Here is a 17,968-nt window from a genome sequence, read left to right on the forward strand (position 1 = left end):
CGATCCAGCGGAACGTTATCCTGGTCTAGCGAATGGGAAGGCCGCATGGCGGGACAGTCCGAGCCAGCTACCGAAATCACCCCCGGAGCGCTGCAATGACGGTTGCCGCGGAAGGGTCGCCCCCGTTGCGCATGGCAGGGGCCAGACGAAATCCCCTTCTGCAATCGGAAGCCGTCCAGGGCTTTGCCCTGATCAGTCCCACCTTCGTCTACGCCCTTGTTCTTCTCGTCCTGCCGATCCTGGTCGTTATCGCCCATTCCTTCTGGACGCAGAACTATCTCACCATCGACCACACCTTCACATTGGAGAACTACCGGATCGCGCTGGCCGAGCCGATCTACCGCGACCTGCTCTGGCGCTCGCTCTACATCTCGCTGACGGTCAGCCTGCTGACGGTGGCGCTCGCCTACCCGATCGCCTACTTCATTTCCTTTCATGGCGGCCGCCACAAAAGCCTGTGGCTGTTCCTCATCACCATCCCGTTCTGGACGAGCTACCTGCTGCGCGTGATGTCGTGGAAGGTGATCCTCGGCCACAATGGCGTCTTGAATTCCGGCCTGATGGGCCTTGGCATCATCAGCGAGCCGTCGGACGCGCTGCTCTACAATTCCACCGCCGTCATCATCACGCTCACCCATGCCTGGGCGACCTTCGCCATCCTCCCGATCTTCGTTTCGCTGGAGAAGGTCGACCGCACCCTGATCGAAGCGGCGACCGATCTCGGCGACGGGCCGCTGCGCTCCTTCCTGCGCGTCACCCTCCCGCTGTCGGCGCCCGGCGTCATCTCGGCGGCGCTCATCGTCATGATCCCGACCGTCGGCGACTATGTCACGCCGAAGCTCGTCGGCGGCAAGGACGGCGTCATGATCGCCAACGCCATCCAGGCGCAGTTCGGCAAGGCGTCGAACTGGCCGCTGGGTGCTGCGCTCTCGGTCACCACGATGGTCATCGTCTCGCTGATGGCAGGCGCCACCGTGCTGATCATTCGCGCTTTACAAAGGTTGGCGCGATGACGGCGACAAGACGTTTCCGGCCGGGATGGCTGTCGAGCTACGCCACGCTCTACGTCCTGTTCCTCTATCTGCCGGTGATCTTCCTGCCGATCTTCTCGATCAACACGGCGGCGACACCGAAATTCCCGCTCTCTGGCGTCACGCTGCACTGGTACGAGGACCTGCCGAAAACGCCGGCGCTGATCGACGCGACCTGGAACAGCCTGATCGTCGGCGTCTCCGCCTCGATCCTGTCGACGGTGCTGGGCATCCTCGCCGCCCGCTCGATCACCCGCTACCGCTACCCCGGCTGCCGCGCCATCAACGGCCTGATCATGGCGCCGCTGGTGCTGCCCGAGGTGATCGTCGCCATCTCCATGCTGCTGGTCATGCTGCAGCTAGGCCTGAGCCTATCGCTCTACACCGTCGTGCTCGGCCATGTGCTGGTCTGCATTCCCTACTCCATGACCGTCCTGACCTCCGGCTTCGAGGGTTTCGACCGCAGCCTGGAGGAGGCCTCCGCCGATCTCGGCGAGAGCGCCTTCGGCACTTTCCGGCGGGTGACGCTGCCCATGGTCGCGCCGGCGATCATCTCCAGCCTGCTCGTCTGCTTCACCATCTCGCTTGACGAATTCATCATCGCCTTCTTCCTTACCGGCACCGAGGCGACGCTGCCGATCTACATCTGGGGCCAGTTGCGTTTCGCGGCCAAGCTTCCTGGCGTGCTGGCGCTCGGCACCTTGTTGCTGTTGGCATCCTTCGTGCTGATGACAATTGCCGAAATCCTGCGCCGCCGCGCGGCGAGACGCACCCAGCACGAGGGAGGCCTCCATGCTTGAGCGGCTCCAGTCCGAGCGCATCCAATCCGACCGCACGATGATCGACATCCGCGACGTCACCCGCAGCTACGGATCGTTCAAGGCGCTGGACAACGCCTCGCTGGCGATCCGCGAAGGTGAGTTCTTTTCGCTGCTCGGGCCCTCAGGCTGCGGCAAGACCACGCTGTTGCGCATGATCGCCGGTTTCGACACGCCGAGCAGCGGCTCGATCGCCGTCGACGGCCAGCCGATGGACGGCATTCCCGCCAACCGCCGGCCCACCAACATGGTCTTCCAGAGCTATGCGATCTTCCCACATCTCAATGTCGAGCAGAACGTCGCCTACGGGCTGAAGCGGCTTAAGCTGCGGGGCGGCGAAGAAGAACGCCGCGTCGAGGAGGCGCTGGCCCAGGTCTCGCTCACCGGCCTCGGCAAGCGCCGCGCCACCGAGCTTTCCGGCGGCCAGCGCCAGCGCGTGGCTTTGGCCCGGGCGCTGGTCATGCGGCCGAAGGTGCTGCTGCTCGACGAACCGCTCTCGGCCCTCGACAAGAAGCTGCGCGAGCAGATGCAGGTCGAATTGCGCCGCCTGCAGCAGGCGGTCGGCATCACCTTCGTGCTGGTCACCCACGACCAGTACGAGGCCTTGGCTATGTCTGACCGCATCGCCGTGATGTTCGGCGGCCGCATCGCGCAGGTCGCCTCGCCGAAGGAGATCTACCAGCGCCCGGTCAACCGCCAGGTCGCCGACTTCCTAGGCGGCATGAACTTCGTCAAGGCCGAGATCGTCGAGGAGAACGGCGCTTCGCTGCTGCTCGACACGCTGGGCTTCGGCCGCGTCAGGACCGACAAGCCGAAGGCTTTCATGCGCAATGGCGGCGCGGCGACGCTTGGCATCCGGCCCGAACGGCTGCGCGTTCTGTGGGACAATGCGTCGGCAAAATTCGAGGTCGCCGGCAAGGTCGTCGAGCGGCATTATTTCGGCGAGATCACCCATCTGATCGTCGAGATACCGGGGCTCGAAAAACCGCTCTCGGTGACCGAGACCAATGATTTCGGCGCCGACGATATTCCGGTCGGCGCCCCGATCCGCCTCGCCTACGACCCCGAGGCCTTGGTGGCGATGGCCGACTGAATCCTTGCGGCAGCGATGCGGCCGGCGACGATCGCGCCCTCGACATAACCCGGGAAGGACGGCGAGACTTCCGAAGCGGCGAAATGGACATGCGGCACGCCAGCAAGGATCACGCGCTCGGCATCGCGCGCGGTCACATCGATGATGAGGTCGCTATAGGCGCCGCCGCTCCAGCGGTCATGCGTCCAGTCGCGCGCGCTGAAATCGATGAAGTCGGCGGCCTGAGCGCCAAGCGCCTGGACAAGTCTGGCGGTGATTTCCGCCTGCAGCGCCGCCTCGCCGAGCGGATGCCAGCGCAGCGCGAGCGGCCCGCCGACAAAGACGATAAGCGCGGCGTGACCGGCATCCTGGCTGGCGTCGCAGGCAAACAGCCCCGGCTGATCGCGCCACATCACCATGCCGCACAGGCCCCGCTCGCGCCAGAACGGCTTTGCGTAGCGCACCAGGATCTTGATCACCGCGCCGCTTTCCCAGACGCCGAGCGCGCCTGCGAGTTCCGCCGGCAAGGCTGGTGCGAAGTCGAGCTTGGCGGCCGTCGCCGGCGGCAGCGCGATCAGAACCTCGCGCGCTTCAATCGTGGCCGCGCCGGTGCTGACGCGAACGCCTTGCTGGGCGCGCTCGACACGCGTCGCCGCCTGGTTCAGGCGCAGCCGGTCGCCGAGCTCGGCGGCCAGATCCTCGGCTAGCGATTGCATGGTGTCGCCCAGAAAATACTGCAGCTCGAACACCTCGTTGGTGATGCGGCGATCATTGTCGATCAGATACCAGAGCGGCACTTTGTCCAGCGCCAGGCACCACAGGCCCTCGATCATCGAACGGAAGGTCGCCTTGGCGTCGGCCGTGTCCTTCTGGCGCTCGAGCCATGTCGCCACGGTCAGTCCGGCGATCGAGGCATCGTCCGGCTCGATCCTGTTCATGCGCTCGCGGATCGCCATCGCGACCTGATAGGTCCGCTCGGCTTCCTCGACCGACATCGACGGATGGGTGATGAACTCGCCTTCGATATAGGTCTCGACGAAGCTCTTGCCCCGCGCCTTGGCCAGCGCCATCAGCTCGGGCATGTCCTGGCATAGGAACTGCCCGCCGCTGTCGATCAGCTCGCCGAGTCCGTTGCGGACAGCCTCCACCCTGCCGCCGACACGATGGCGTGCTTCAAGGACAAGGAAATCGATACCCGCCCGCTTCAGCTCGAGCGCGGCGCATAAGCCGGTGAAACCGGCGCCGACGATGACGACGTCGGTTCTTTCAATGATGCTCTTCAATAGCCGGCCTTGATCTTCTCGAATTCGGCGACCATGCGCTGCTTGAGGTCCGGCGCCACCGGCTGCTGGAACAGCGTCTTGTCGAGGAACTTGTCGAGATTGTCGAAGCCGCGCTCGGTGAGCAGCTTCTGGTCCATCGCCGCCATGCCGGCGCTGTTGCCGTGACCGTAGCCGAAGGTCTTCACCATATATACTCCGAAACGCCCGGCGCGTTGACCGCGCTCAGGAAATCATAGGCCTGGTCGAGCTTGCCCGGTGCATCCTTGAGCAGCACATAGCCGCACACCCAGGTCGAAATGCCTTCCTTGGTGTCACGGTTCATGGCGATCGGCATCCCCTGGCCTTTCAGCGTCACATAGGTCTCATTCCAACCCCAGACCAGGTCGACCTCATTGCCCGTGAAGGCCTGGTTGAGATCGGTGTCGTCGGTCCAGTAGAAGCGGACATTCTTGTGCACGTCGCGCAGGAAGGCGGAAGCCTCGCTGAACTGCTCGTCCGTCATCTTGGTCCAGTCCTTCAGGCCGATGACCAGGCTCGCCAGCGCATAGGCGTCGTCGACATTGTCACCGATGGTGACGCGGCCCTTGAACTTCGGATCGGCGAAGATCTTCAGCGATTGCGCCTCGTCCGCCGTCACCTTGTCAGTGCGGTAGAACAGTGAGGTGTTGCCCCAGTCGAACGGCATGAACCAAGCCTTGCCGTCGGCGGTGGTGGCCAGATCCTTCATCGCCATGATGCCGGGATTGAGATCTTTCCAGCCGGCGATCTTCGAAGGTCGAGCGGCTGCAGCAATCCCGCCTCGCGCCACTTCACCACGCTTTGCGAGCAGGGATGCGCGATATCGGCCTTGAAGCCGGCGCGCATCTTCTCGAAGGCCTCGTCCTCGTCGCCGAAGAAGGAGAAGGTCGGCTCGGCATTGTATTTGGCTGTGTAGGCCGGATGCAGCAGCGGATCCTCGTAACCGGACCAGTCGAAGACGACGAGGTCGCCGCCGCCTTCCGCCAGCGCATAGGCGGTGCCCGCGCCGACTGTGACGAGCGCGGCCAAGGCAAGGCGGCGAAGCATGGTCTTCATGGCGCGAAAAACTCCCCCATCGCGAATATATCGGGAGAGGTTAGGAGAATTCCCGGACTTTGGCGAGCCTGCTGGCTCCGTTTCGAATTTGCGGCAGAGATCGCTAAACTGTCAAAATCAGCGCTGCCCCTCATTGCCCTGCCAGGCATTTCTCCCCGTATAGTGACGGGGAGAAAGAGGCTGTTGTCCGAACCGGATAGATAGGTAACAGAATGGACCGATTAGATGGGTGACAGTTTTCTTGCCAGCCGGGAGGACCGGCGATGGTTTGGCGAGAGACTGGCATCATGGATGAGCGGCTTCGTTTTGTTGTTGAATGCCTAGCTGGCGAGGAGACGATGACGCAGCTTTGCGCGGCCTTCGAGATCTCACGCAAGACCGGCTACAAATGGCTTGGGCGTTACCGGGAGACCGGGCCGGAAGGCCTGCACGACCGGCCGCGGGCGCCGCTCGATCACGGCCGAGCAACGGCAGCCGAGCTGGTGGAGCGGATCGTGGCGGAGAAGGAAGCGCATCCGCTGTGGGGGCCGAAGAAGATCATGGCGCGGCTGAAGCGGGCGGAGCCCAGTTGTGGCTGGCCGGCAGTCTCGACAGCTGGCGAGATCCTGAAGCGGCATGGTCTTGTGGGACGCCGGCGCTGGCGGGCTGTGGGCAATGGGCCATGGCCGGAGCCTGCGGCGCCGAATGCGGTGTGGACGGTAGACCACAAGGGCTGGTTCCGGACCCGTGACGGCTGGCGCTGCGAGCCATTGACGGTGATGGATGCATTGAGCCGCTACCTGCTGGGGCTCGAGGCGACGGGCTCGACGGCCGACGAGGAGGCGTGGCCGGTGTTTGAGCGATTGTTTGAGGAAAACGGTCTGCCGGATCGCATTCGAAGCGACAATGGCCCACCCTTTGCGTCGGCCGGCGTCACAGGGCTGACGCCGCTGGCAGTGCGCTTCATTAAGCTCGGCATCGCCCTGGAGCGCATCCAGCCAGGCAAGCCGCAGCAGAACGGGCGCCATGAGCGTTTCCATCTGACCATGCTGCCGATGGCCGATGCACCGAAGGCTGACAAAGCGGCTCAAGCCAGGGCCTTCGAGGACTTCCGGCGCAGCTACAATGAGGAGCGTCCGCACGAGGCGCTGGGCATGGACACCCCGGCACAGCATTACCGCCCCTCGACCCGACCGATGCCGAAGACAGCCCCTGAACCCGATTATCCGACCGAGGCAGCGGTGCGCGGCGTGCGCCAGAACGGCGCGGTCAAATGGCGGGGCACCGAGATCTATGTCTCGGCCACGTTGGCCGGCGAACCGATTGCCATTGAAGAGACTGAGGATGGCGAGTGGACGATGCGCTTCCACACCCATCCGCTCGGCTTCATCGATGAGAAGCACATGAAACTGGTTCGCCGCAGCGCCGCGCCAAGCCGACCGCTTGGCGCTGCGGCGACCGCATCATAGGGAGAGAAAACTGTTACCTATGTATCCGGTTCAAAGTGTTACCCATCTATCCGCTGGACAGCTGCCGTCGGCGGTTTCGCCAATCGCCAACGCTGCAGAACGAGCGCCAAGGCCGCGGCCAGTTCCCTTCTCCCCGTCACTATACGGGGAGAAGGTCCCGGCAGGGGGATGAGGGGCAGCGCCGACTTCGGCGATTACCTGCCAAACAACCGTAAGCCGCATTGGGACGATTGCACTACGCCGTTTCAGTGCAAGAGCGACAGGTCGTTTCCGCAGCACTCAATAGCCGGCTTTGATCTTCTCGAATTCGGCGATCATCTTGAGCTTGAGCTCCGAGGGCAGCGGCTGCTGGAACAGCGTCTTGTCGACCCATTTTTGCACATTGTCGTAGCCCTTTTCCTTCAGGATCGCCGGGTCGACGCCCGCCATGCCCTTGGCGTTGGCCTGGCCGTAGCCCCAGTCCTTGACCAGCACCTTGGCGACTTCCGGATCGTTTACGGCGTTGAGATAGTCATAGGCCTTGTCGATGTTGCCGGGCGCGTCCTTGAACAGCACGTAGCCGCATACCCAGGTCGAGATGCCTTCGTCAGTGTCCTTCTTGGATTTGATCGGCACGCCCGCTGCGGCCGACTGCACGGTGGCGTCGTTCCAGGCCCAGGCGAGATCGACTTCGCCGCCCGAGAGAAGTTGCACGATGTCGGTCGTGTCGGTCCAGTAGGAGCGCACATTCTTGTGCACCTGGCGCAGGAAATCGGACGCCTGTTTGAACTGGTCGTCCGTTATCTTGGTCCAGTCCTTGAGCCCGATGGCGAGGCTGGCCAGGGCATAGGCGTCGTCGACATTGTCGCCGATCGAGACACGGCCCTTGTATTTCGGATCGGCGAACACCTTCAGCGACTGCACGTCCTTTTCGGCGATCTTGTCGGAATTGTAGGTCAGCTGGGTATCGCCCCAGTCCCAGGGCATGAACCAGGCCTTGCCGTCGGGCGTGGTGGCGAGGTCCTTCATCGCCATGATGCCGGGATTGAGGTCCTTCCAGCCGGTGATCTTCGAGGTGTCGAGCGGCTGCAAGAGCCCGGCTTCGCGCCACTTCACCACGCTTTGCGAGCAGGGATGGCCAAGATCGGACTTGAAGCCGGAGCGGATCTTTTCGAAGGCCTCGTCCTCGTCGCCGAAGAAGGCGAAGGTCGGCGAGTCGCCGTTCTTCTCGACATATTTGCCGTGGAAGCTCGGATCCTCGTAGCCGGACCAGTCGAACACGATCAGGTCCTTGTCGGCGGCGACGGCGAACGCCGCCGCCGAAGCCGCGAGCGCGCTCCCAAGCGCCAGGGTCAGTGTCAGGCGTCGGCTGAGTTTCTTCATGCTGTTCCATCCTCTTTTGGTTTGCCGGTCTTGTTTGGCCGGCTATTGCTAACCCCGGTTTTTGCTAGCCCAGTTCCCGCTAGCCATAATGTTTGGGGAAGGCGGCGGCCAAAAACGCGTTCGCAGCCTGCAATGCCGTCTCACGCGTGGTGTCCTCCGTCCCCATCATCAGCCGCAGCCACAGGCCCTCGAGCATGGCGCTGAGCGCGAGCGCGATGGCCTGGGGGTCATAGCTGTATCCGCCGCTTTCCTTGAGCGTCGCGCAGAGATCGATGAAGACCTGCTGGTAGTAATTGTCGCGCGAGCTGCTCAGCGCCTGGTAGGTCGGCCGCGACTTGGCCTCGCCCCAGAAGGCGAGCCAGGCGGCGAGCTTGCGCTTGTTGCAGATCGAGCGGTCGAAATCGGCCCACACCAGCTGCTGCAATTGTCTCGCCGGATCGTCGCCCGCCTTCTGGAGGGCAGTGCGCCAATGCGCCGAATACTCGTCATACATGTGCTGCAGCGTGGCGATGAGCAGCTTTTCCTTGCTCTCGAAATGGAAGTTGACGATGCCGCGCGACAGGCCTGCGCCGTCCGCGACATCGGCCATCGTCGTTTCGGCATAACCGCGCTTGGCGAGCGAATCGATCGTCGCCTCGATCAGCTGCAACCGGCGGACCTCTTTCGAGGCCTTGCGGCCGCGCTTTTCGGCATCGCCTTTGGGTGCCGATTGAGCCTCATTGTCGGTAGCCTCTACGGTCTTCATATGGGTGACGGTCTCCAGCATCGCCGGCTATCCGACCGGCTTCCAACCGCGCAGATGAGTGGGGCGGTGCTCGCCACTGTCAAGCACCTTCTGCATCGCCTCCCAGGTCCTGATGTTCTTGTCGACATAGGCCGCGCCGACCGCTGCCGCGGCCTGCGCGTAGAGCGGCCCCTTGAGCCGCGAAAGCTCTTCGCGCGCGACCTCGCGGTACCATGGATTGCGGTCGCGGATGGTGATGTCGGTGAAGCCGGCGCGCCGCATCGCTTCGGCATAGCGCGCCGGTGAGGCCATGGCGAAGGACAGCCCTTCGGCCGCTATATAGGTCTTCATCTGAGGCGACGGCTCGCCGTCATGCCCGATCATCCAGTTCGACGCCGCGAAGACCCCGCCCGGCTTCAGCACACGGAAGATTTCAGCGAACAGCGCATCCTTGTCCGGCACATGCAGCAGCGCGTCCTTGGAGAAGACGAGGTCGAAGCAGGCGTCGGCGAAAGGCAGCGGCCCCGGCGGCGCCTGGACGAAGCTGACGCGGTCCTCCAGGCCCTGCCTTATCGCCCCTCGCCTTGCCGCCTGGATCACCGGCTTCTCGACGTCGAAGCCGGTGGCGCGAGCCGCGCCGTGCTTTGCCACCAGATGCAGCGTGATGCCGCCGGCTCCGCAGCCGATATCGACGATCGTCTTGCCCTTGAGCGACAGGCCTTCGATGACGCGGTCGACCTCTTCGGGGCCGCCCGGCGAAAGGTAGCCCTCGCCCCACAACGCTTCGAGAAAGCGGATGGCGGTGTCGTCATATTCCGGCTCGGCGTCAGCCGTTTCGATCATCGGATCTTCAACCCCAAATGCCGATGTGGATCAGTCCAGAATGCTGCCAAAGCCTAGCGCATCAACAGGAAAACGCAACATCATTTGTTGAACATTCATTCAAGATGGCTGGACAAAAAACCGTGAACCGTGCCAAATTTGGGCAATCGGGGAACAAAGGCACGGGCAATTCCAGGAAAAGCGTGAAGCGGTTTTCCGTCAGGAGTTGCGCAAAAACAGGAAGATAGGGCTACCGGATGGAGCTTCTGCGCGCTTGAAGGCCTGGGACGCGATCGTCATCGGCGGCGGACATAACGGACTGGTCAACGCCTGCTATCTGCAGCGCGCCGGCCTGGACGTGCTGGTGGTCGAGAAGAACGACTGGGTCGGCGGCGCGGCCACCAGCCGGGAGCTGACGCCGGGCTTCCTCTATTCCAACTGCTCCTATGTCTGCTCGCTGTTCCGACCCGAGATCATGCGCGATCTCGAGCTGCCGCGCTTCGGTCTGCAGGTGATCTCCTATGAAGGCGGCGCCGTGTTCACGCGCGACGGCGATTATCTCGCCAATTACCGCGACCACGATGCCCATCGTCGCGAGTTCGCGCGCTTCTCGAAGCGCGACGCCGAGGCCTATGATCGCTATTCGCGCGACGTCACGCGGCAGTGCCGCTTCATCCAGCCGCTCTTGATGCGCACCGCGCCAGACCCGACGAGCTTCAAGCCGCGCGACCTCGGCGAGCTGCTCTATCTCGGCAAGAAGTTCGCCGGGCTCTCGGCCGAGGAGATGGCGCTGACCCTGCGCTTCTGGACGATGTCGATCTCGGACTTCCTGGACGAGTATTTCGAGACCGAGATCATCAAGGCGAATTTCGCGCTGTCCGCCATCATCGGCACGGCGCTCGGGCCAATGTCGCCGGGCTCGGCTTATGTGCTGCTCCACCACTATATGGGCGAGGTCGACGGCTCGATCGGCGCCTGGGGCTATGCGCGCGGCGGCATGGGCGCCGTCACCAGGGCGCTGGCCGCCTCCTTCAAGGCTTCCGGCGGCACCATCCGCACGGGCGCCGAGGTCGATCATGTGCTGATCAGGAACGGCAAGGCCAAGGGCGTGGTGCTCGCCAGCGGCGAGGAAATTTTTGGCAAGCTCGTCATCTCCAACGCCGACGTCAAGCGCACCTTCCTGAAACTGGTCGAGGAGAAGGAACTGCCCGACATCTTCCTGCGCCGTATCAGGAACTTCAAGATCCGCGGCTCGTCCGGCAAGGTCAACATCGCGCTGGATTCGCTGCCCGAGTTTCCGGCCCTGCCGAAGGATTCGCCGGTCTACCGCGCCGACATGCACTTCACCGATTCCATCGAACGCATGGAGCGCGCCTATGACGACTGGAAGGCCGGGCGCTGGTCTGCCGACCCCTTCCTCGACATGATGATCCCGACCACGCTCGACCCGACCATGGCGCCGCCGGGCAAGCACTTCATGAGCTGCTTCGTCCAATACGCGCCGCCCAAGATAGACGGGCGCGACTGGACCGACGCCGACCGCGACGGCTTCGCCGAAAGCGTGATTTCCCAGATCGCGCAATATTCGCCCGGCTTCCGCGATCGCATCGTCCATATGGAGGTGCGCACGCCGCGCGAGATCGAGGCCGAGGTCGGCCTCACCGAAGGCAATATCTTCCAGGGCGAGCTGACCTTCGACCAGCTGCTCTTCAACCGCCCGGTGCCGGGCTACGCGCAATACCGTTCGCCGATCGGCGGGCTCTATATGTGCGGCTCCTCCACCCATCCCGGCGGCGGCGTCATGGGCGCACCGGGACGCAACGCCGCCGCCGAGATCCTGCGCGATCTCGCCAAGCCGACCCTGCATATGAGCCCGGCCCATGACGTCATCTGAAATGAATTGGGACGCCATCGTCATCGGCGGCGGCCATAACGGCCTCGTCGCCGCCGCCACGCTGGCGAAGTCGGGCCGCAAGGTGCTGCTGCTCGAAGCCGGCAACGAGGTCGGCGGCGCGGCACGCACCGAGGAATTCGCGCCGGGCTTTCGAGTCTCCGCGGTCGCCCATCTGCTCAACCGCCTGCATCCCGATGTGGTGAAGACGCTGGAGCTGGAACGCCACGGGCTGAAAGTCGAACGCGGCGATTTCGTGCCCTCGGTCGCGCTGTCCAAGGACGGCCCGCTTACGCTGCACGGCGCCTATGGCGAAGTGCTGACCGGCGCGAGCCCTTCGGAGCAAGCCGCCTGGAAGGAATTGCGTTCACAATTGCTGCGCTATGCCGGCGTGCTGAAGCCGTTCCTGTCGCGCCGGCCGCCGGACCTCGGCAACATGTCGCTCACGGAAATGACCGGGCTTGGCCAGACGGCGCTGGCGTTGAAGCGGCTCGGCAAGGAAGACATGCGCGACTTCCTGCGCGTGCTTCTGATGAATGTCTGCGACCTGCTCGACGAGCAGCTTTCGGACGACCGACTGAAGGGTCTGCTTGCCTTCGACGCGACGCTCGGCTCGCATCTGGGGCCGCGCTCGCCGACCTCCCTGCTCGGTCTCTATTATCGGCTTGCCGGCGAGATCGGCGGCCTTGCGGGCGCGCAAGTCCAGCCGAAAGGCGGCATGGGCGCCGTCGTTGCCGCCATTCGCGCCGCGGCGGAGAAGGCCGGCGTCTCCATCCGTCGCGCTTCGCCGGTCGCCAAGGTGATCGTCGAGAAGGGCCGCGCCGTGGGGGTCGTTACGCAGAGCCGCGAGACGCTGCGCGCAAAGACCGTCGTCTCGGCCATCAATCCCGCAGCCACGATCCTCGATCTCGTCGGCCCGCGCGAGGTCGACACCGGCTTCGTGCGCAAGGTCCGGAATATCCGCATGAAGGGCGATGCGGCGAAGCTCCATCTGGCGCTCGACCGACCGCCGCAATTCTCAGGCATCGATGCCGCCGGCCATAAGGGTCGCCTCGTCATCGCGCCTTCGCCCGACCATGTCGAGCGCGCCTTCAACCCGTCGAAATATGGCGCGTTCTCGCCCGAGCCGGTGATGGAGATTACCTTGCCCAGCCTGGTCGATCCATCGCTCGCACCGTCCAGCGCCTGCGTGCTCTCGGCCGTGGTGCAATACGCGCCCTATGTGTTGAAAGAAGGCTGGACCGCCGGCAAGCCGCAATTCCTCAAGGCGGTCATGGGTCAACTCGAGACCTATGCGCCCGGCATCGGCGCGACGGTCCGCCACGCCGAGCTTCTGACGCCCGCCGACATCGAGGCGCGCTACCGCATGCCCGGCGGCCACTGGCACAACGGCGAAATGCAGGCCGACCAGATGCTGATGTCGCGGCCGGTCTCCGGCTGGTCGGGCTACGACACGCCGCTCGAAGGGCTGTTCCTTGCCGGCGCCGGCTCGCATCCGGGCGGCGGCATCTCCGGCGCGCCCGGCCTCAACGCCGCGCGCCGCATCATCGCGATGAGGGCATGAGAATGAAATTCGTCGAAGTAGCGCTCTACGGCGAAGGAACGCCGTCATGAACCATCATCCCACGACCAAGCCCTCGGCCGACACTCGTACAACCGCCCAATCCCACTTCCGCACGCTGCGGCTCGGCACGCCTTTCCAGCCGCGCATCGACGCGCTGGGGCTGAAGGAGGACTGGTACAATTGGGCCGGCTATCGCGCGCCGCATTCCCTGTGGGACGAGGAGCTCGAATATTTCGCCATCCGCAGCCAGGCGGCGCTGTTCGACATCTCGCCGATGACCAAATACCGGATCGAAGGCCCAGACGCCGAAGCCTATCTTGACCGCGTCACGCTGCGCGACGTGACAAAACTGAAACCCGGCCGCGTCCACTACACCGCCTGGTGCGACGACGACGGTTTCGTGCTCGACGACGGAACGCTGTTCCGGCTCTCGCCGACGCGCTTCCGCCTGGGTTCGCAGGAGCGGCATCTGCCCTGGCTGCTCGACAGCGCGATTGGCTACGAGGTCAGCGTCGAGGAAGAGACCGAAGCCGTCGCCGGCCTCGCGCTGCAGGGCCCGACCTCCTTCGCCATCCTGCGCGACGCGGGCTTCGCCGGCATCCAGCGGCTGAAAATCTTCGACCTTGCCGAATTCGCGCATGACGGTGGCACCGTCACCATCTCGCGCACCGGCTTCACCGGCGATCTCGGCTACGAATTGTTCGTGTCGGCCGACAAGGCGCTGAGCCTTTGGGACCGGCTGATGGCGGCGGGCGAGCTGCGCGGCATCCGCGCCATCGGCTACACCGCGCTGAACCGCGCCAGGCTGGAAGCCGGGCTGATCGTCGCCAATGCCGACTTCACAGCTGCCGAGCACGCCATTCGCGCCGACCGCCTGCGCATGCCCGACGAGATCGGCCTCGGCTTCATGATCGATTCGGACAAGGGCCACTTCAACGGCCGCCGCGCCATCCTCGAAGCGCGCGGCAGGAAGAAGCTGCGCCATGTGCTGGTTGGGCTGGAGATCGAAGGCAACATCCCGGCCGAGCATGCCATCGTTTACTACAGGAAGAGCCAGGAGGTCGGGCTGGTCAGCGCGGCGATGTGGTCGCCCATGGCCAAGCGCAACATCGCGCTCGCCTCCCTGCAGCGGCCCTATGGCGACACGATCGTCGACGATCTCTGGGTCGAGATCTACGCCATGCGCGAGCTGCAGTACCAGAAGCTGATGAAGAAGGCGAAGGTGGTGCCGCGGCCCTTCATCAAGCTCGACCGCCGCACCGCCAACCCGCCGGCGGACTTCTGACGATGGCAAGCGAAGCGGAAGACCTCGAGGCGGAAGCCGCCGAGCAGTGGCAGCTGGTCAACACGCCGCTCGGCGAGATGTGGTCCGGCCGCACCCGCTACGCGGCGGCGATGTATTTCTTCAAGCGCGGCGAGATGAATGCCGAGACGCTGGAGGTCTACCGCATCTGCGCCCGGCTCGATCAGGAGGACCCTCTGCCGGTCATCCGCGACCGCGGCGTTGGCAAAGACTGGCTGAAGCGAATGGGTTACGCGCAGTAGGCACGCTTCACCCTATGGTTCTTTCCAACACACTCAGCCAGTTGCGATAAGCGATCTTCTCGATCAGCGCGCGGCCGAAACCGCGCGTGGCGAGCGCATCGATGAGCTTCGGCAGGCCAGCGACGTCGCCGATCGGGGCCGGGATCATGGCGCCGTCGAAATCGGAGCCGAGACCCACGCCGTCCTCGCCCAGCGCCTGCAACAGCGAATCGATGTGGCGCACCATGATGTCGATGCTGGTGTCGGCGTTCATGCGGCCATCCTCGCGCAGGAAGCCGGTGGCGAAGTTAAGGCCCACCATGCCGCCCGATTCGCGGATCGCGCCGAGCTGCCAGTCGGTCAGGTTGCGCGAATGGCCGCAGATCGCATGCACGTTGGAATGAGTCGCGACCAGCGGCGCGTCGCTAAGCTCGGCCACGTCGCGAAAACCCTTCTCGTTGAGATGCGACAGGTCGATCATGATCCTGAGCTGGTTGCATGCCTTGACCAGCGCCTTGCCGGCATCGGTGAGGCCAGGCCCGGTATCGGGCGAGGATGGGAAGCGGAACGGCACGCCATTGCCGAAGGCGTTCGGGCGGCTCCAGACGATGCCCAGCGAGCGCAGCCCGGCGGCGTGCAGCACGTCGAGCATGGCGAGTCCGGGATCGATCGCCTCGACGCCTTCGATATGGAAAATCGCCGCGATCGAGCCTTTCGCCATCGCGTCGCGCACATCGCCGGCGCTGCGGCAGACGGTCAGCGCGCCGGCGCGCTCCAGCCTGAACAGGATCGAAGCCATCCCTATGGTTGAGGTGATCGCTTCTGCCTGCGGCAGCTCGGGCGGCAACGGCTCGTTGTCGCTCGGCGCCGGCGGCACGGCGCTGCGCTTCGACTTTTCGACCGGCGGCGGAAAGATCGCGAACATGCCGCCGGCAAAGCCGCCCTTTCTGGCGCGCGGCAGGTCGATATGGCCACCCGGCGTTCCCTCGATGAACAGCTTTTCGACATCGGCTTCCTTCGACTGGTAGAGTCGCAGCAGCGTGTCGTTGTGTCCGTCGAAAACGGGGATCAGGTCGGTATCGGTCATCAGGGGAGCCATTCAAATCGGGGACAGGCGGGACGACAGGTTTCGTCCGAACGAACCGTCAACTTAGGCAAGATGGCCGGCCGGTGCAAATGGCAAGACTAGGCCTCTTCCTTCTCCCCTTGTGGGGTCGAAGGACGGGGCGAGACCCGTGGCTCGCCCCTGGGCGGTGGATCGGCGCGCCAGCGTCGAGACGGATGAGGAGTGTTCCAGCGGAGTGAGACGCTGGCTTTCCCCGGAGCACCCCTCATCCGGCCGCTGCGCGGCCACCTTCCCCGCAAGGGGGGAAGGAAGAAATTCTCTACTGCTTCAGCACATCCGCCCATTCCGGGTGGCGGCGGAACTGGGCGTTGGCGAAGGGGCAGAGCGGGATGATCTTCTTGCCTGTGGCACGGGCATCCTCCACGGCGCGGGTGACGAGCCGAAGCCCGGCGCCCTGGCCGCGAAAGACGTCCGGCACCTCTGTGTGATCGATGATGAGCTGGTGCTCGCCGATCTTGGTGAAGGTCATCTCGGCCTCGGCGCCGCCGGGGCCGCGCAGCACGTAGCGCCCCTTGGAGCCGCGGTCTTCCAGCTCGATCTCGGGCAATTCGTCAGCCATTTATTTGCCTCCTTCAGCGGGCGCGAGCGCGAAAAGCCGCCGCGCCGCTTCGATTTCATTCGGCCGAACCTCATGCCCGCCGTCGTGCCATTCCACTGTGACATCGGCGCCGTCGGCACGCAAATAGGCCTCGAGCCGCGACGTCAGGTTAGGCGGGCAGATCGGGTCGCGCCTGCCGGCCGTGATCAGGATATGGCGGCCGGCAAGACTGCCCTGCACCTTCGGCTCGAACGGGATCAGCGGATGCATGAGTTCCGAGGCATCGAACAGCGTCGGCTCGGCGAACACCATCGAAGCCAGGATGTTGGCACCGTTGGAGTAGCCGAGGCCGAACACGGCCGATGGTTTCACCGCTTCGACATGCGCCTTGACGAAGCCCGCCATCTTCGATGTTGCGCGCGCCAGGTCGTTCATGTCGTAGACGCCCTCGCCAGTGCGGCGGAAGAAGCGCGCGGCGCCATGCTCCGACACATCGCCGCGCGGCGAGACGATCGTCGCCGAAGGCACCAGATCGCGGCCGAAGCCAAGCAGCTGGTTCTCGTCCGCGCCGGTGCCGTGGAAGACAAAGAGGAGCGGGCTGCCCGGCGAACCGGGCAGCATTTTGTGGATGTAAGCGTCCTTGCTCATGGCTTCAGCCTTCCAGCTTCTGCAGGTGCTCTTCGAGATAGGGCCTAAGATGCTGATGCTGCGTCGGCAGCTTCAGCGCCTCGCCAAGATGGGCGGTATCCTCGTCGCGGTCGAAGCCCGGTTCGTTGGTTGCCACCTCGAACAGAACACCGCCCGGCGTGCGGAAATAGATCGCCCAGAAATAGTCGCGATCGATGACCGGCGTCACGCCATAGCCCGTGTCGATCAGCGCCTTGCGCACCTCGAGCTGCTTGGCGCGATCCTCGACCGCGAAGGCGACATGGTGCACCGAGCCGGCGCCGAGATTGGCGAAGCCGGCGCCCGGCAGCGATTCAATGTCGACGACATCGGCGCCATTGCCGTTCTTGATCGCCAGCCGGCGGATATTGCCGGACTTGTCGACCTCCTCATAGCCCATGAACTTCAAGAGCTCCTCGGTGGCGCCGCCGTCCTTCAGCCGGAGCGAGACCGAGTGAAAGCCGCGGATCGCCTCGTCGCCGGGAACGCCGCCCTTGACCCAGGGCGCTCTGCTGTCGGCCTTGTCCTCGACAAGCGCGAAGCTGTCGCCGTCCGGGCCGGTGAAGGTAAGCCGCTTTTCGCCAAAGCTTTCGGTGCGGGCGACATTGCCCACGCCCTCATCGGCGAAGCGCTTTTCCCAGTAGGCGAGCGTGCCTTCCGGCACCGAGAACACGGTCGTGCCGACCTCGCCGACGCCGTGCCGGCCCTTGCCGATATCGGGGAACGGAAAATACGTCATCACCGAACCCGGCGTGCCGACCTCATCGGCATAGTAGAGGTGATAGACGTCCGGCGCGTCGAAATTGACGGTTTTCTTCACCCGGCGCAGGCCGAGCTTTTTCGTGAAGAACTCATTGTTGCGGCGTGCGTCGCTCGCCATCGAGGTGACGTGATGCAGGCCTTGGATCTGATTGAGCATGATTGTGCTCCTTCCCTTGTTCTTGCGCGGCCCTCGCCGCAGTCCACGCCAATATGAGGAGGGGCGGCTCTGCGGCAAAGCGGGCAAACACAGGATGGACTGTATC

The 17,968-nt window shown here is 64.4% G+C and carries 16 protein-coding genes and 1 pseudogene; 8 read left to right on the plus strand and 9 right to left on the minus strand.

The window, feature by feature from the left end:
• The first annotated feature begins 95 nt into the window (after positions 1-95).
• Genes EJ068_RS10455 through EJ068_RS10465 form a run of 3 tightly spaced genes read left to right on the plus strand, consistent with a single transcriptional unit; the run spans position 96 to position 2,942 of the window.
• Complete coding sequence (locus EJ068_RS10455; RefSeq protein WP_127251233.1) at positions 96-1,013, plus strand: ABC transporter permease; 918 nt, start codon at positions 96-98, stop codon at positions 1,011-1,013.
• A complete protein-coding gene (locus EJ068_RS10460) occupies positions 1,010-1,831 on the plus strand; it encodes an ABC transporter permease (RefSeq protein WP_127251232.1) in 822 nt (273 codons plus the stop codon). The genes EJ068_RS10455 and EJ068_RS10460 overlap by 4 nt, the downstream gene beginning before the upstream one ends.
• A 37-nt stretch (positions 1,832-1,868) precedes the next feature.
• Positions 1,869-2,942, plus strand: coding sequence for an ABC transporter ATP-binding protein (locus EJ068_RS10465; protein WP_127251245.1), 1,074 nt, complete (start codon positions 1,869-1,871; stop codon positions 2,940-2,942).
• On the opposite strand, the gene EJ068_RS10470 is transcribed toward EJ068_RS10465, so the two are convergent.
• Positions 2,906-4,204, minus strand: a complete 1,299-nt coding sequence (locus tag EJ068_RS10470; protein ID WP_127251231.1) for a flavin monoamine oxidase family protein — start codon at positions 4,202-4,204, stop codon at positions 2,906-2,908. The genes EJ068_RS10465 and EJ068_RS10470 overlap by 37 nt on opposite strands.
• A pseudogene (locus EJ068_RS10475) lies at positions 4,201-5,278 on the minus strand (extracellular solute-binding protein). Before EJ068_RS10475 ends, EJ068_RS10470 begins: the two are co-directional and overlap by 4 nt.
• A 263-nt stretch (positions 5,279-5,541) precedes the next feature.
• On the opposite strand from EJ068_RS10475, the gene EJ068_RS10480 reads away from it, so the two are divergent.
• On the plus strand, positions 5,542-6,726 hold the full coding sequence (locus tag EJ068_RS10480; RefSeq protein ID WP_127386606.1) for an integrase core domain-containing protein: 1,185 nt from the start codon (positions 5,542-5,544) through the stop codon (positions 6,724-6,726).
• 279 nt (positions 6,727-7,005) lie between these two features.
• Here EJ068_RS10480 and EJ068_RS10485 read toward each other — a convergent pair whose 3' ends face one another.
• The 3 genes from EJ068_RS10485 to EJ068_RS10495 form a co-directional block, all read right to left on the minus strand.
• A complete protein-coding gene (locus EJ068_RS10485) occupies positions 7,006-8,088 on the minus strand; it encodes an ABC transporter substrate-binding protein (protein ID WP_127252522.1) in 1,083 nt (360 codons plus the stop codon).
• Positions 8,089-8,167: 79 nt separating this feature from the next.
• On the minus strand, positions 8,168-8,854 hold the full coding sequence (gene betI, locus EJ068_RS10490) for a transcriptional regulator BetI (RefSeq protein WP_127252521.1): 687 nt from the start codon (positions 8,852-8,854) through the stop codon (positions 8,168-8,170).
• A 6-nt stretch (positions 8,855-8,860) separates the two neighbouring features.
• On the minus strand, positions 8,861-9,655 hold the full coding sequence (locus tag EJ068_RS10495) for a class I SAM-dependent methyltransferase (protein ID WP_127252520.1): 795 nt from the start codon (positions 9,653-9,655) through the stop codon (positions 8,861-8,863).
• 253 nt (positions 9,656-9,908) lie between these two features.
• On the opposite strand from EJ068_RS10495, the gene EJ068_RS10500 reads away from it, so the two are divergent.
• Genes EJ068_RS10500 through EJ068_RS10515 form a run of 4 tightly spaced genes read left to right on the plus strand, consistent with a single transcriptional unit; the run spans position 9,909 to position 14,634 of the window.
• Positions 9,909-11,528 carry an NAD(P)/FAD-dependent oxidoreductase gene (locus tag EJ068_RS10500; protein ID WP_127252519.1) on the plus strand — a complete coding sequence of 540 codons (1,620 nt, stop codon included), beginning with the start codon at positions 9,909-9,911 and terminating at the stop codon, positions 11,526-11,528.
• The gene (locus EJ068_RS10505) at positions 11,515-13,089 is read left to right on the plus strand and encodes an NAD(P)/FAD-dependent oxidoreductase (protein WP_127252518.1); all 1,575 of its coding nucleotides are present in this window, start codon (positions 11,515-11,517) and stop codon (positions 13,087-13,089) included. The genes EJ068_RS10500 and EJ068_RS10505 overlap by 14 nt, the downstream gene beginning before the upstream one ends.
• Positions 13,090-13,135: 46 nt before the next feature.
• A complete protein-coding gene (locus EJ068_RS10510) occupies positions 13,136-14,374 on the plus strand; it encodes an aminomethyltransferase family protein (protein ID WP_126080891.1) in 1,239 nt (412 codons plus the stop codon).
• A gap of 2 nt (positions 14,375-14,376) precedes the next feature.
• Positions 14,377-14,634, plus strand: a complete 258-nt coding sequence (locus EJ068_RS10515) for a hypothetical protein (protein ID WP_126080890.1) — start codon at positions 14,377-14,379, stop codon at positions 14,632-14,634.
• 7 nt (positions 14,635-14,641) lie between these two features.
• Here the strand turns inward: EJ068_RS10515 and EJ068_RS10520 are convergent, their stop codons facing one another.
• The 4 genes from EJ068_RS10520 to EJ068_RS10535 all read right to left on the minus strand — a co-directional run bounded on the left by EJ068_RS10520 (position 14,642) and on the right by EJ068_RS10535 (position 17,862).
• On the minus strand, positions 14,642-15,700 hold the full coding sequence (locus EJ068_RS10520) for a dipeptidase (RefSeq protein WP_127252517.1): 1,059 nt from the start codon (positions 15,698-15,700) through the stop codon (positions 14,642-14,644).
• Positions 15,701-15,998: 298 nt separating this feature from the next.
• Positions 15,999-16,298 carry a GNAT family N-acetyltransferase gene (locus EJ068_RS10525; RefSeq protein WP_127252516.1) on the minus strand — a complete coding sequence of 100 codons (300 nt, stop codon included), beginning with the start codon at positions 16,296-16,298 and terminating at the stop codon, positions 15,999-16,001.
• Positions 16,299-16,925 (minus strand): alpha/beta hydrolase, encoded by a 627-nt coding sequence (locus EJ068_RS10530; protein ID WP_127252515.1) that lies wholly within the window; start codon positions 16,923-16,925, stop codon positions 16,299-16,301.
• A 4-nt stretch (positions 16,926-16,929) separates the two neighbouring features.
• Positions 16,930-17,862, minus strand: a complete 933-nt coding sequence (locus tag EJ068_RS10535) for a VOC family protein (protein WP_042643016.1) — start codon at positions 17,860-17,862, stop codon at positions 16,930-16,932.
• Between the last annotated feature and the right edge of the window lie 106 nt (positions 17,863-17,968).

Origin of the sequence: Mesorhizobium sp. M2A.F.Ca.ET.043.02.1.1, from assembly GCF_003952405.1 — a bacterium.
Taxonomy (GTDB): Bacteria; Pseudomonadota; Alphaproteobacteria; order Rhizobiales; family Rhizobiaceae; genus Mesorhizobium.

Coding starts and splice junctions, on each gene's coding strand:
- EJ068_RS10455 (WP_127251233.1), top strand. CDS start 96: ATGACGGTTGCCGCGGAAGGGTCGCCCCCGTTGCGCATGGCAGGGGCC.
- EJ068_RS10460 (WP_127251232.1), top strand. CDS start 1,010: ATGACGGCGACAAGACGTTTCCGGCCGGGATGGCTGTCGAGCTACGCC.
- EJ068_RS10465 (WP_127251245.1), top strand. CDS start 1,869: ATGATCGACATCCGCGACGTCACCCGCAGCTACGGATCGTTCAAGGCG.
- EJ068_RS10480 (WP_127386606.1), top strand. CDS start 5,542: ATGGTTTGGCGAGAGACTGGCATCATGGATGAGCGGCTTCGTTTTGTT.
- EJ068_RS10485 (WP_127252522.1), bottom strand. CDS start 8,088: ATGAAGAAACTCAGCCGACGCCTGACACTGACCCTGGCGCTTGGGAGC.
- betI (WP_127252521.1), bottom strand. CDS start 8,854: ATGCTGGAGACCGTCACCCATATGAAGACCGTAGAGGCTACCGACAAT.
- EJ068_RS10495 (WP_127252520.1), bottom strand. CDS start 9,655: ATGATCGAAACGGCTGACGCCGAGCCGGAATATGACGACACCGCCATC.
- EJ068_RS10505 (WP_127252518.1), top strand. CDS start 11,515: ATGACGTCATCTGAAATGAATTGGGACGCCATCGTCATCGGCGGCGGC.
- EJ068_RS10510 (WP_126080891.1), top strand. CDS start 13,136: ATGAACCATCATCCCACGACCAAGCCCTCGGCCGACACTCGTACAACC.
- EJ068_RS10515 (WP_126080890.1), top strand. CDS start 14,377: ATGGCAAGCGAAGCGGAAGACCTCGAGGCGGAAGCCGCCGAGCAGTGG.
- EJ068_RS10520 (WP_127252517.1), bottom strand. CDS start 15,700: ATGACCGATACCGACCTGATCCCCGTTTTCGACGGACACAACGACACG.
- EJ068_RS10525 (WP_127252516.1), bottom strand. CDS start 16,298: ATGGCTGACGAATTGCCCGAGATCGAGCTGGAAGACCGCGGCTCCAAG.
- EJ068_RS10530 (WP_127252515.1), bottom strand. CDS start 16,925: ATGAGCAAGGACGCTTACATCCACAAAATGCTGCCCGGTTCGCCGGGC.
- EJ068_RS10535 (WP_042643016.1), bottom strand. CDS start 17,862: ATGCTCAATCAGATCCAAGGCCTGCATCACGTCACCTCGATGGCGAGC.